5 protein-coding genes are annotated in these 15,017 nt (G+C 49.2%); 1 reads left to right on the top strand and 4 read right to left on the bottom strand.

Annotation, left to right across the window (positions count from 1 at the left end):
* The first annotated feature begins 57 nt into the window (after positions 1 to 57).
* On the top strand, positions 58 to 2,190 hold the full coding sequence (gene cadA, locus D9597_RS20935) for a lysine decarboxylase CadA (RefSeq protein ID WP_130224428.1): 2,133 nt from the start codon (positions 58 to 60) through the stop codon (positions 2,188 to 2,190).
* Between the two features lie 759 nt (positions 2,191 to 2,949).
* On the opposite strand, the gene D9597_RS20930 is transcribed toward cadA, so the two are convergent.
* The 4 genes from D9597_RS20930 to D9597_RS20915 form a co-directional block, all read right to left on the bottom strand.
* Positions 2,950 to 3,582 carry a hypothetical protein gene (locus D9597_RS20930; RefSeq protein ID WP_130224426.1) on the bottom strand — a complete coding sequence of 211 codons (633 nt, stop codon included), beginning with the start codon at positions 3,580 to 3,582 and terminating at the stop codon, positions 2,950 to 2,952.
* 415 nt (positions 3,583 to 3,997) lie between these two features.
* Positions 3,998 to 4,969: a ParB family protein gene (locus D9597_RS20925; protein WP_240780452.1), complete on the bottom strand. Its 972-nt coding sequence runs from the start codon at positions 4,967 to 4,969 to the stop codon at positions 3,998 to 4,000.
* Complete coding sequence (locus D9597_RS20920) at positions 4,966 to 6,171, bottom strand: AAA family ATPase (protein WP_130224424.1); 1,206 nt, start codon at positions 6,169 to 6,171, stop codon at positions 4,966 to 4,968. Before D9597_RS20920 ends, D9597_RS20925 begins: the two co-directional genes overlap by 4 nt.
* Before the next feature lie 382 nt (positions 6,172 to 6,553).
* Complete coding sequence (locus D9597_RS20915; RefSeq protein WP_130224422.1) at positions 6,554 to 14,647, bottom strand: Ig-like domain-containing protein; 8,094 nt, start codon at positions 14,645 to 14,647, stop codon at positions 6,554 to 6,556.
* Positions 14,648 to 15,017 lie beyond the last annotated feature (370 nt).

The raw sequence follows: 15,017 nt of genomic DNA, 5'->3' as shown, positions 1-15,017 counted from the left end.
TCCTCTCGTTCTCCCACAACGAGACGGGAGGAGCCTGTTCTATCAGGAGATATAAATATGAACGTTATCGCGATAATGAATCAGATGGGTGTTTACTTCAAAGAAGAGCCTATTCGTGAGTTGCATTGCGCCCTCGAAAAACGGGGCTTCCAGGTTGTCTATCCAAACGACCGTGAGGATCTGCTGAAGCTGATTGAAAATAATGCTCAACTTTGCGGCGTGATCTTCGACTGGGATAAGTACAATCTTGCGCTGTGCGAAGAAATCAGCGCCATGAATGAGTACATGCCACTGTATGCGTTTGCAAATACTCACTCTACCCTGGATGTCAGCCTGAACGAGCTGCGTATGCAGGTGCGTTTCTTCGAATACGCGCTGGGCGCGGCGGAAGATATCGCCTTAAAAATCAAACAAAACACTGACGAATATATCGATACCATTCTGCCGCCACTGACCAAAGCCCTGTTCAAATATGTTCGTGAAGGTAAGTACACATTCTGTACCCCTGGTCATATGAGCGGTACGGCATTCCTGAAAAGCCCGGTCGGTAGCATTTTCTATGACTTCTTTGGTGCAAACACCATGAAGTCAGACATCTCCATCTCGGTATCTGAGCTGGGATCTCTGTTGGATCACTCTGGTCCGCACAAAGAAGCGGAAGAGTATATTGCTCGCGTGTTCAACGCTGAACGCAGCTATATGGTCACCAACGGTACGTCAACCGCTAACAAAATCGTCGGTATGTATTCCGCTCCGGCGGGCAGTACTGTGCTGATTGACCGTAACTGCCACAAATCGCTGACTCATCTGATGATGATGAGCGATATTACGCCGATCTACTTCCGCCCGACCCGTAATGCTTACGGTATTTTAGGCGGCATTCCGCAGAGCGAATTTCAGCATGAAACCATCGCCAAACGCGTGAAAGAAACGCCGAATGCCACCTGGCCTGTACATGCTGTTATTACCAACTCGACTTATGACGGCCTGCTGTACAACACCGACTACATCAAGAAAACGCTGGACGTAAAATCCATCCACTTTGATTCCGCCTGGGTGCCTTACACCAATTTCTCGCCAATTTACAAAGGTAAATGCGGGATGAGCGGTGGTCGTGTTGAAGGTAAAGTGATTTACGAAACTCAGTCTACGCATAAATTGCTCGCGGCGTTTTCTCAGGCATCCATGATCCATGTGAAAGGGGATGTCAACGAAGAGACGTTCAGCGAAGCCTATATGATGCACACCACGACTTCACCGCACTACGGTATTGTCGCATCGACGGAAACTGCGGCGGCAATGATGAAAGGAAATGCCGGTAAGCGTCTGATTGATGGCTCTATTAATCGTGCAATCCGGTTCCGTAAAGAGATTAAACGCTTAAAAGGTGAATCAGAAGGTTGGTTCTTTGATGTCTGGCAGCCAGAGCAGATTGACCAGGTTGAATGCTGGCCGCTCAATTCTGACAACGGCTGGCATGGTTTCCAGAACATTGACAACGAGCATATGTATCTGGACCCGATCAAAGTCACTCTGCTGACGCCGGGTATGACGAAAGACGGCACGATGGACGATTTCGGTATTCCGGCGAGCATTGTGGCGAAATACCTTGATGAACACGGCATTATCGTTGAGAAAACCGGTCCTTATAACCTGCTCTTCCTCTTCAGCATTGGTATCGATAAAACCAAAGCTCTGAGCCTGTTGCGTGGTCTGACCGAGTTCAAACGCGCCTTTGATTTAAACCTGCGTGTGAAAAACATGCTGCCGTCACTGTATCAGGAAGATCCTGAATTCTATGAAGACATGCGTATTCAGGAGCTGGCGCAGAATATTCATAAACTGATTTCTCACCATAATTTGCCAGATCTGATGTATCGCGCGTTCGAAGTTCTGCCTGAAATGGTGGTAACGCCGTATCGTGCATTCCAGAAAGAACTGCATAGTGAAGTGGAAGAAGTTTATCTGGATGACATGGTCGGTCGCGTGAACGCCAATATGATCCTGCCGTATCCTCCGGGTGTACCGCTGGTGATGCCTGGCGAAATGATCACCGCTGAAAGCCGTCCGGTACTGGAGTTCCTGCAGATGCTGTGTGAAATTGGCGCGCATTATCCGGGCTTTGAAACTGATATTCATGGTGCGTATCGCCAGCCCGATGGCCGTTATACCGTGAAGGTACTCAAGTAATTAAAGTGACAAGTTGATATAACAGTTTATTTCCTTCTGTCTTATATCGATCCATTGGAAGGGGCCGGTGAATACATGCTGTCGTTCACCGGCTTTATTTTTTTCCGCTGCCCATATCTGTTTTTGCACTATTCTTAATATCCATCTATTATTTTATGGCCTCACAACTAAGGTTAAATCCTGATGGTTTTCTTTTTCGTTGAATGCCAGTATGTGATAGTGCATATATAAAATCTTACTCAGAAAATCAAAGGCTATTTAAGTTATAAGGGAAAGATGTTCCCCTACTTAAGTACCACAGATAAATGTTGTTCTGTAAAAGAAACACCCGGTGTTAATCAGAGTAAACAAGGAGAAGCAAGATGGAAGGATATGAAATTACGATCAGCAACCGAAAAGTTAAGTTTAGCCATCAGGTATCGATTAGTTTTTTACTCAGTGTTATCGGTTTTTTTGCTTTTACGGCAGCAGTAATTTTGTTATGGCACAATTACAATATATAGGTAATGACTGGAAATTACGTATCACTATCAGGGATTCGATTGTGGAGATAGCTGACGTGAAGGTTTATTTTCTTTCACGTCAGCGAGTTGCATAGTCTGATGTTCACCAGACATGACCCGTTCAAACTATCACGGGGTATCAAATTGTCAAATTGTCTTATCGCTTGAGATAAGTGGGTACATTTATAATGTGGTTATTTAATTGCCTGGTCTGATTTATATCATGTAATCTGATATAAATCAGAGGGTTATGTTTTTATTTAAACACTGCACAAGCATTTAAGTCTAAATGACCAATCTCCGAAAAACAAGAGCTTCCCCCATCGCAACAATATGCTTTACCATTATCGAAACCGTGTGTTGCTGCGATATCAGTATCACTATACGCGCTAATCCAACCGTAAATTACCAGTTTCCCCCACTCTTTAAATAGCCCTCCATTGACCTGGCGATATGCAGGGGTCATTACATTATCCTGGAGTTCCACTACATGTGGCAGTTGCCCGTTTACACTTGCCACCCATAACTTGGTTTCTTCAGGGTTAAGTTTTTTCTCTGTATTGTGTTTGAAAAACTTTTCAATTGTAAAGCTATATACTGATATGCGACTAGTATTTTTATCGATTGCTTCTATATAAAATGTGTGTCCAACAAAGCTTTCATCAGCGTTATTAAATTTTACGACGCCATCCTGATTCACAGAAACAGGATTTCCGGATAAATCTTCTCTACAACGCCAGATAACGTTTCGATTATTCTTAACGTCACCATCAATTACCATTTGAAAATAAGCTTCCGGGAAAAGTGTTGTGGGGAAGTGTTTTTCTTGCATATCCTCGATGCAGTTAAACATATGACCGTTGACTAAAACATCTGTAATAATATTCATTATTCATCTCTAAAAGTTATCGATTAGTGTTACTGACATTTTTATCCACTCCTGGGATACTAAATGTACGAGGTATAGTTTGCGCTTTTTCTGGAAGAGAAGAATGTATAAGGTTATTATTTTCCCATTGTTAATAAATAACAAAGTAATTATGTGGTTGTTTGACTATTATATTTTTTATTATTTATTTAATATTATTAGTGCCGTCTGGTTATTGATGACTGGGATTGGTGACTTCACGGGAAATTCAGAGGAAAATATATCGCCGTGGGCATGACAGCGACGACAGTACGGATGTTTTTGCAATACCTTGAATTTACATGGTTTTATAGGCCGGATAAGGCGTTTACGCCGCATCCGGCAGGAAACTACGGACACTTTGCCTGTAGGTTAAATGCCAACCTTTTTTCTACACCTACTCAAGATGTCTGGCGAGCACGTCATTAATTGACTGTTCCAGCTCATCCATGACCTCTTTTGTCAGACGATTAAATTCAAAAGAGATTGTTCGGCCATTAATGCGTTTACGCGCGTATCGGTCTTTGTCATCAAAAGCCCACAGCGAAACCACCTTCGCTTTCTCTTTTTTAGGCAGCGAGATCAGCAAAGACGTTTTTTTCTGAATAAGCTTCAGCAGCTTATTTTTAATCTCATCTTCCGCAAGGCCACCTTCGCTCAGAATAAGATCAATATCTTCTGAAATTTGTTCGATCAGCGTGCTCAGTTCGACATTTTTCTCGGCGAGACTTTCGTCCACCGCCGCCAGTAATTTGTAATCGGAAAAATGAAGTTCTGACTGCACCGGGAACAGTGAAACCAGCTCCTGCGGAACGGAGGCCGCCTGCATGGCGCGGGAGACTTTGGCCGGCGACAGTTTTTCCTGTGCGGCTATCTGTTTCTGATTCAGACCAGACGCTTTAAGCGCCATCAGGCGTAACCCGACTTCACGCAGGTTATGTTCTTTCGCCGTCTGAATATCTGCCGCCAGTTTACGGGCTTCATCGGCAGATACCGTTGACGTGGTGACCAGCACTTTCAGCGGGGTATGGCACAAGATTGCCGCCGCGCGTCTGCGGGAACCATCAATAATTTCCACGCCGTCTTCCCGCTCAATGCCGATGCAAGGGAAAAACTGTTGCAGGCGGAGCGTACGGGTAATGTCTTTCAGGGACTCGCTGGTCAGCGAAGTCTGATCGCGGCCATTGATCTCCTGAATGACATACGACCCATTTTCGACTTCATTGGCCGGGATTGTACGCAGCGAAAAAGTAACATGACGCCCAGTGGAGAGGGTAAAGATTTGCTCCTGAGACGGTCCGCCATCATCCTCGTGCAGTGCAGGGGTTTTGAAGGTACGGCCTATGGTGACTCTCTTGGCGCTCATCATACACCTCCATTAGTTCTGATAAATTCAATGCGGTCGAAGACTGCCCGGGCGAAATCTTCGGCGGCGTGGCGGGCATTTTTCAACGCCTCGCTGCTGCCGATATAGGTGGCTGGGTTTGCCGAGACAACGGTGTCGAAAGACTCACCGCAACGCTCAAAGCCATCCAGTCGCGGTAACGCGACATCAAGCATATCGCCGCCAAAAATTTCTTTCGCCAGACTATGGCAAAGCTTATGGTCGGCCTTATTCGACAGTTTTGACATAAAGCCGATATTGCCTTGCAGATTACACTTCATGCCAGATTCATTAATAATTTCAACCAGTTCAGGGAGCCTGGTTAAATATTTCAGCGTCGAGTGGAAATCAACCTGCGCAGGCGGAACCGGCGTTAACAGCAGATCGGCTGAGGCGATAGCATTTTTGAGAAACGCATCAAGGTGTGGGCCGCTGTCGATAAAGATGAAATCGTAATCTTTGCGCAGTTTATCAATCACATTCTCTTTCAGCACTGCGTGAACATTCTGTCCAGGCAGGTGTTCGGCGCATAACTCATCCCAGCGAGAGGCGATAAACGCATCTTCAATTGAGGCTGGCAGTACGTCCACGCCCGGCACAATGGAAGGCACGATAAATTCTGAGAGTAGCTCCTCGCGCGATACATTTTGCAGCATGGCCTGTGCGGATGTGGCATCTACCATGCCAATGGCCCGTGTATGGTTGAGGAACATGGTTGCTGAAGATTGCGGATCGAGATCAACGACCAGGATGCGTAAGTCTTCATAAAGCAGGTGAGGGTGGGTGCGTAGCGCATGGGCCAGAGAAACGGTAGAAACCGTTTTAGACACGCCGCCTTTCAGGTTGCCGATGAAAACGGCAAATGCCGATGGATAGCGGTCGCGATATTTGGGAACCCCACGGTGATGGTAAATGTCGATAATGTTCTGAATCGACATCGCGTATTTGGTGGAGCTACCGGCGGGGCGCTTATCAAACACATAGCCGCTTTCTTCCATCTCGTTGACGGCGTAGTCCACGCTGGCGCGCGTGAGACGGGGCAGCCGGGCAAGCGCCGCCTTGGCATAGACCTGATAAAACTTGTTTTCCTGCAACTCTTCTTTCTGTGACTGAATTTGTTCGGTGAGAGAAAACAGCATTTTCTCTGAACGTTGCGCAACTTTTAACAGATGGACAGGCGTATCCATGATTTTCTGCCTTTATGCTGAAATGATGAATTTCGTCAAGAATGCTACATACAAGTGGCAATGTAAACATTTCAGATGCAATAAGGTAAAAATAGCGGGTTGCGTCTCACTTATCCGCTGAGTAGTGAGCATCTCTGGGCGTTATTCGCCAGATCGGAGTGGGGCAGAAGGCCGGGTTACGTAGTGCTGATGACGTACATAAAGCGTCTGTCTGGATAATATCGTTGTTGCGTTGCGTTCAACCTGATGGAACTCTGATAGCACTATTTTCCGACAATACGCGTCAGGGCTATAGTCCAAAAACATCGGTAATATCAGGGTATTTTTGATAAAAAAGCCTGCGCAATAAATGTTGCGCAGGCTATTGGTACGACAGAACCTTTTATTTACATAGAATAACTCCAGTAAATGGATCTGGCGCATATACGCTCCCTGTCGTACTTGAGCCGTCAGTGGCAGTTAAATACTTGTAATACATTACACTTGAATTACCAGTTTTATATCCATATGAAATAATAGTTTGTTCTGGAGCAGTGATACTGTAAGTTTCTCCGGTTAGTTTATGGCTTGCTATAAAATACTGAGTACCTTCGTATAAACCACGTATTCCGTCATGGTTCCCGGAACTTCTGCATTGATTCGGGTAACCTGCATATCGAGCCAGATTGGTCACAGGGACTTTTGCTACAGCCAGTAAGTCTATTGTAGGAGACGTTTGTGTTATGCCCGTCTCATTGTCAGTAAAGGTTAGCGTTCCTGTAACAATGCTTCCTTTGGTTACCGTTGCCATGACTGTAGTACCGTTTATCGGGATGCCATTTGTTGCTGTTAATGTCCAACGAGAGCTATCAACAGCTTTATTTCCTGCTGTGACGAATTGCACGGGCTTATTTAAAGGCAATATAAAACCGCTCATATCAGACCACTCCAGAATGCTTTTATCAACCTGGTTTAATGGTTTAATAAGCGGCGTCACGCGAGGGTATGCTTTCAAAGCAAAAGGTGCATTATTAACAGTATAAGATGCGCTTATTTCAGCGTCCGTCGTAGCATCGACAAGTTCATCGGGTTTGATGGCAATAGTAGCAATACCATCAGCATCTGTTTTACCTGCAGTTATCGTTGCATTATAGGCAACCGTCATATCTACATCAGCATCTGGCACTGGGTTGCTATATTTATCGCGCAATGTCACGCTGCACTGAAATTCTGTGCCTGCGAGTCCTTTACAGTCAGTTGCTGTTGAGTTTGTCGGATCAGCCGGGCCGGCAATAAAGCTAACTTTGCTACTTGCCGCAACTTTACTCCCACCGTTTACACTGGCCGATATTTGAACATCAGAAACAGCCTTTGAGCTGCTCATGGTGATCATGGCTTTACCGTCGGCTCCAGTGGTACTGGTACTGGCGGACAGTACCGTGTTGGCATTGTCCACACTCCAGTTCAGAGCTGCACCGCTCACCGCGTTGCCGTTGGCATCGGTGACGAGGACGGTACAGGTAACCTGATCAGTGCCATCGGCGACGACCTGGGTTTTGTCGACCTGGACGTCAGACAGGGTCGTGGTGGCAATATTACCAATCATCTTCACCGTTACGGTCTGACTGGACTGATTAATACTCGCTGTAATTTGCGACGCACCGGCTTTGGTGGCGGAATAGGTAATTTCCGCAATACCCTGGCTGTTAGTAACGCTGTAATTATTGGTCTGGAAAGTTCCTGTTGCATCATCCGAACTCCAGTTAACCCGTTGATTGGCAACTGGATGTCCGGTTTTGTCCGTTACTGTAGCTTTCAGCGTTATGTTATCACCTGCGGGCACATCCGTTGTTGTGGACGGGGTGAGCGCCGTCACAGTGGCGGTAGCCGCGTCGGCAGCAAAACTGATAGTTTCAGACGACTGATTTACGCCATTAACGGTTGCTACAGCCTGATAAGCGAGCACATCCTCTGAGGTGAGTGTTGCTGTAACCTGACCTTTGGCATCAGTTTTTTGCGGACTGCTGGTAAGATGATATTTACCTGTTGCTGGCTGAACCTGCCATGTCACTTCACTCTGGCTGACGAGGTTTTTGTATTCATCTTCCACGGTGGCGGTCAGGGTAACCACATCCTTGCCGTTCGCCGTCGCGCTGTTTTTACTGACGCTGACGTTAACCGGTTTTGCACTCTGTATATCAGGCGTGATGGTTAGCTGCACGGTTTTCTGGCTGTGGTTGTCGCTGGATGCCGTAATGGTGGTGACTTTCGCGAGCGTACTGCTGTAAGTCACCTTCGCGCTACCCTGCGCATCGGTATTCGACGTTGTTTCACTGAAAACGCCAGCGGCATTGTCAGACTGCCAGACAACAGGTTTATTCGCTACCGGGTGACCGGACGCGTCCAGAACCTGTGCAGTCAATGTGACGATACCTTTACCGGCAGCAACACTGGTGTTGTCCGCCGCCAGGTTTTGCAGTGTGGCAGACGTCGCATCTTCGGTGAACTTCACACTGTCTGATGTCGCCAGCACTCCGTTGGCTATGTGAGCAATGTTACCGCTGATCTTATGTTCCCCGCGTTGTTTTGAGGTCAGAGATACCGTCACATTACCGTTGCTGTCTGATGTGCTGGACGCCGCCGACAGAAGACCCGTGGCAGGTATTGCTGCCCAGTTGATGCTGATGCCCGACAGCGGGTTATTGTTTGCATCCACCACAGTCCACGTGAAAACAACTTCATCGGTGCCGTTAGCAAGAGCGTTCTGTTTACTGAGCTTCAGGTCGGTAAGCTGCGCGGTGCGGGTGTCGCCAATAAAGGTTACCTGCGGCGCATTAAACGCACTGCCTGCTTCTGCCTGTGCCGAGAGGCTGACCGTACCGGTTTTGAGCGCCGACAGCGTGACGGAAGCGACGCCTGAGGCACTGGTTGTTGCGCTCGGTGCTGAAAGTGTAACGCCCGTACCAGAGGCGTTCCAGGTCACTTTATGATTTGTAACCGGGTTGCCTTTAGCATCTTTTACTGCTGCGGTGTAGGTAATAAGCGCCTTGCCGTCGGCAATAGCCTGCGTTTTATCCACGGTGACATCAGTCACTTTTGCCGAAGTGCTGTCGGCAATAAAGTGCAGACTATGAGAAGCCACTGCGGCTCCAGCTACGCTGCTGGCAGAAACCACCACATCTCCGCTTGACTCAGAGGTAAGCGTTACCACGCTGTTACCACTGGCATCAGTGGTGTTCTGTGCGGTACTTAGAGTTCCCTTGCCGGACGTAATGACCCACTTCACCAGGCTGCCGGACACTGGGTGCTTGCTGGCATCACTGACCTGTGCTGTCAGTTGAATGGCATCATTCAGGTTGGCGACGGCGGTTTCTTTATTGGCGTTAAGCGAAGTCACCGCGGCGGTTCTACTGTCCGCCATAAAATGCAGAACTGGAGAAGTCAGCTTCTGCCCCTGCAGAGTGGCTGTCAGCGTAACCTCTTCCACCGCCGGAGAACTGGCCTGGATACTGACATTTCCCTGGTCATCCGTCTGGGTGGTTGTGGCAGATAACTGAGCGGTATTGCTGGTTGAACTCCAGTCTATCTGGATATTTTTTAACGGATTACCCTGCGCATCTTCAACGACGGCGGACAGCGTGGCGTAGTCCTTTCCGTCGGCCAGCAACGTGGTTTTATCCGGCGCGATGTTTTTCAGCACGGCGCTTTGGGTGTCGGCAATGAAAGTTAGCGTGGTGTTTTTTTTCGCTGCACCGTTCGCGGTGGTAGCGGAAACAGTAGTCTGTCCGGCGTGAGTGGAGGTGAAACGCATGGTCGCAACCCCCTGATTATCCGCAAGACTGTTGGTGCTGGCGAAGATCAGCGTCGGATCGTTGCTGCTCCAGTTAACCTGCGCGCCTGGCAGGATATTGCCGTTCGCATCTTTCACCGTGACCGACCAGGTCATCGATTCGTTGCCATCGGCCACGGCCTGGGTTTTGTCGACTTTACTGTCAGACAGAGTGGCGGTGGCCATATCACCGATAATATTCACCGTTATATCCCGGCTGGTTTGATTCGAGCTCGCCGTGATGTGCGTGGCCCCGGCACGGGTGGCCTTATATTTTATATCCGCAATACCCAGACTGTTGGTTTCGCTGGCATCAGCTGGCGAGAAATCGCCAGTGGTGTTATCAGAACTCCAGTAAACTATTTGCTTTGCAACAGGATGACCGCTGCTGTCAGTCACTGCGGCCCGCAGCGTAATAATATCTTTGCCCGCAATAACATCGGATGTTGTGGGAGAAGTGAGCGCGACAACACCGATAGTGGCAGCGTCGACATCAAAGCTGATGGTGGCAGACGATTTGCTCATACCGTTGGCGGTTGCCACGGCCTGGCAGGCGACCACATCCTCTGAAGCCAGCGTTGCGGTAACCCGGCCCTGAGCATCGGTTTTTTGTGGACTACCGGTAAGATGGTACTTACCTGTCGGCTGGATCTGCCAGCTAACATCCTGCTGACTGACAGGGTTCCGGTATTTATCTTCCACAGTAGCGGTCAGGGTGACCACATCCTTGCCGTTCGCCGTCGCGCTGGTTTTATTGACATTGACGTCAATAGGTTTTGCGCTCTTGATATCGGGCGTGATGATCAGCTGCACCGTCTTCTGACTGTTATTGTCGCCGGATACCGTAATGGTGGTGGCCTGCGCACGGGTGCTGCTGTAGGTCACTTTCGCGTTGCCCTGGGCATCGGTATTCGAGGTGGTTTCACTGAAAACGCCGGCGGCATTGTCAGACTTCCAGGCGACAGATTTGTTTGCCACCGGATGACCGGACGCGTCCAGCACCTGAGTGGTCAGCGTGACGCTGTCTGTACCGGCGGTGATACTGGTTTTGTCGGCATTCAGGGCGGACAGTCTGGCAGTGGCGGCATCTTCGGTGAATGTCACACTGTTTGAGATAACCGGTTTGCCGTTCACCTGGCCGGTAACCTGATGCGCGCCACGTTGTGTTGAGGTCAGGGATACCGTCACGTTACCGTTGCTGTCTGACGTACCAGTTGCGGTGGACAGGTGACCAGTGGCAGGCGTTGCGGTCCAGCTGACAATGATACCCGACAATGGATTATTGTTTGCATCCATCACCACACCGGTGAAGGTCACTTCGTCGGTGCTGTTGGCGAGCGCGTTTTGTTTACTGGCCTTCAGGTTGGTAAGCTGCGCGGTGCGGGGGTCACCGATAAAGGTGACCTGCGGCGCATTAAACGCCAGACCGGCTTCTGCCTGTGCCGAGAGACTGACCGTACCGGCTTTGAGTGCTGACAGCGTGACGGAAGCGACGCCTGAGGCGTTGGTTGTTGCGCTTGGTACAGAAAGCTTAACGCCAGCAGCGGAGGTATGCCATGTCACGTTATGGCTGGCAAGGGCGTTACCTTTATCATCTTTTACCGTCGCGGTGTAGGTTACAGACTCTTTTCCGTCGGCAATGGCCTGTTTTTTATCCACGGTAACGTCGGTGACTTTTGCCGAAGCACTGTCAGCAATAAAGTGCAGGCTGTGAGAAGCCACTGTGCTACCGTTTTCGGTGCTGGCAGTCACCACTACATCTCCGCTTGAGGCGGATGTAAGCATGACCACGCTGTTGCCACTGGCATCGGTGGTGTTCTGCTCTGTGCTGAGTGCACCCTTCCCGGACGTAATGGCCCACTTCACCAGACTGCCGGACACCGGGTGCTGACTGGCATCACTGATTAGTGCAGTCAGTTGAATGGCATCATTCAGGTTGGCAACGGCGGTTTCTTTATTGGTGCTAAGCGATGTTACTGCTGCGCTTTTATTATCAACCGTAAAATGCAAGGTTGGGGAGGTCATCTTCTGTCCCAGGAGGGTAGCAGTCAGTGCCACATCTTCCACAGCAGAGGAGCTCACCTGGGTGGTGGCTTTGCCATCATCATCCGTCAGCGCGGTTGTCGGGGTAAAATGTGCGGTGATGCTGAGGGTACTCCAGTCGATCTGGACATTCTTTAATGGGTTACCCAGCGCATCTTCCGCAATAACGGTCAGCGTTGCGTTCTCTTTCCCGTCGGCCAACAGTGTGGTTTTATCCGGCGTGATGTTTTTCAGCACGGCGCTTTTGGCGTCGGCAGAAAAAGTCAGTGGGGCGGAGTGCTTCGCTGCCGCTTTACTGGTTGCCTCGTCTCCGGTAGTGGCGGAAACGGTAACCTGTCCGGCACCGGTGGAGGTGAGAAGCATGGTTGCCACGCCGTTCGGATTGGTCTGGCTCTGGCTGCCAGCCAGATGCGCAGTGGTGCTACCTGCGCCAAGAGCCCAGTTCACGGTCTGCTCTGGTAACGGGTGGTTGCTGGCATCGGTTACGATGGCCTGCAGGGTGATGATGTCCTGACCATCGGCGATAGCGGCAGTTTTATCGCCATCAATCTGACTGACCACGGCGCTGGCGTTATCTGCAATAAACTGAATTGCTTCACTTTTAACTACTTCGCCGTTATCAAGATGGGCGCTGATTGTTGCGCTCAGAAGTTGGGTGCTGCTCAGTGAGATGCTGGCATTCCCCTTGTCATCGGTGAGAACGGACGTTGCCGACAGGATCGCCTGTGCATTATCCGTGGTCCAGGTCACGGGAACGCCTGGAACCGGATTACCCGTCGCATCCACGACGTGCGCCGTAAGATTTATGGCATCTTTGCCGTTAGCCAGGGCTGACGTTACCGACGCGGTTATTCCGTGGGCGGCGAAACGCTCGCTGGCGGCGGGAGATTCGAGGGTAATGGTAGTGCCGCTAATCTTCTGGGTTTTGTTATAGAAAACATCGACAGTTGCCAGCCCAGGAATATTACTGGCATGGAAGGTACTGACATACACGCCGGGCGAGGGTTCTTTAAACGCCGAGATACTGGCTAGCGTCTGCGCTGGTGTGGTTACCGGAGGGAGAGTCGCTTTCTTTTGCAGTCTGGCTTTCTTTTGTGGCTTTTGTTGTTTTGGGGCGCCTTGCGTGATTTGAGCGCTGAGGTTGGCTGCTTGTCCGGTGATTTTCTCACCACTGGCGGTGGTCAGCGTTACGCTAATCGATGTGCTGCTTGCCCCATCCGCTGGCAACGTTGTTTTAGCGGCGCTGACGGTGGCGATTGCTTGTTGAATATTAAAACTATCAACCTGCACAGTCATGTACGCCAGAGGTGACTGGTTACCTTTCGTATCCAGAGCCGTAGCGGAAACAACATAGACATTCTTCACGGCGTTGCCGGTATGATAATGCGGGAGCGTGACGGACCAGGCGCCATTTTTCTCGCTGATGTTGCCGCCGTTTTTCAGCAGACTCTCGGCCTGCCAGTGGATGTGATCAAGTGGATATTTGCTCTTCACCTGCACATTTACTGGTAGAGTCATTGATTCAGTGCCGGAAATTTTATCCTGCAGGGTCAGCCAGATAACCTGCTGCTTACGGTACTCCAGTACAATGTTATTGTTTCTGTTCACCAGCTCGTAGCGGCTACCCATCAGCGTTCTGCTGGCGCCGACCGCTTCTGGATCGAGGTGGCTAGCCAGGGACTCGCCCATCTTCCAGTTAAGATTGAGATTTACCTGGATGTCGTTCTGATCACCTTTACCCATTTTCTGGTTCAGGCCCACGGTCATTAGTGGGAATGGTGTGTAGCTGACGCCCAGCGTCATGGCCCACGGGTCGCGCAGGCGCTTGTCACTGTTATTCTGCGAGAGCGCCACTTCCTGACCAAAGTACTGTTCCCACGCCAGTTCTGCACCTAACTGTGGATAAACGGGTAAATACCCCTCGGCGCGAATGTCATAACCATTGGCGACGCGTTCCTGATAATCGTCATAACGTTTTGAGTTTTTCCAGCCGGAAAGTCGGCGATAGCCGTTTGCGCTCAGGCGGAAGAAATCGCTGCCCAGTTCCGCTCCGACGCCCAGACGCTGGTGTTTATTACCAGAGATTTGTTGATCGTAAAAAGTGTTGACGCCCCACATCCAGTGGTCAGCGAAGTAGCGATAACCAATACCGATATTGGCGATATCGCGATCATCATTGCGGCGGGCTCCAACCTGGGTAAACACGAGATCCTGCTTCTTGTTGTCGTAAAGAGGCACCAGGAGATCCACGCTGGCATTATTGAGTGCCATTTTGCGGTCCAGGCTCGCGTTAACTTTGGCGGTTCCGAACTGCTGCAACCACTGCTGCACTTCACTGGTTGCAATCGAAGACGTGCTGCCGATAGCTGAGGAGATCAGCGCATCTGTTCTGTTGCTCTGCTTTAATAATTCAGCCGTGCTGGTAATTACCGAGGCGATTTTTTTATCGTCACCCTCATTCTGTTCCGCCGCTTTTGTAGTACGTTTCCCTTTTTCTTCTTGTCTGGACTTATTCTCCGGCGAATTCGTTGCCGCCTGAGCAGGGAACGTAAAGACAAAGGAGTTCATAAAAATAACCGTGAGCTGCAAAAATATTTGCAGGCAGGCCGTGAGTCTTTGTTTCATAATAACATCAGTCTGTTGTTTGAAATTTGTTAATAAACGGCGGACAGTATTTAAATATATCTGGGCCAATCTTCCTTAAGGTACTTTTTGTTCTGTCCAATTTTCCTGAAGCAGGCGGCGGAACAGCGTATGGCTGACGTTTATTTGAACGCCGGTGGTAATGTGTTTAATTTATGTCTTCTGACCTGGGAGGTGATAGAGACTAAAGAATATTAATGAATTTTTGTTAATAATGGAATATTCGGATAGTTGTGATTTTATATGTGTTTTTCAATGAAAACATACTGTTATGCATAACAGTTGCTATAATTCCTGGTGGTGTTGTTCTTAACAAGAAAATATAGGTATGGTTGCTATGTAAAATCACAGC

This window comes from Escherichia sp. E13S3, assembly GCF_004212325.1.
Classification (GTDB): domain Bacteria; phylum Pseudomonadota; class Gammaproteobacteria; order Enterobacterales; family Enterobacteriaceae; genus Escherichia.
The sequence above is the reverse complement of the archived record's forward strand: the minus strand, read 5'-3'. Positions and strand labels throughout refer to the sequence as shown.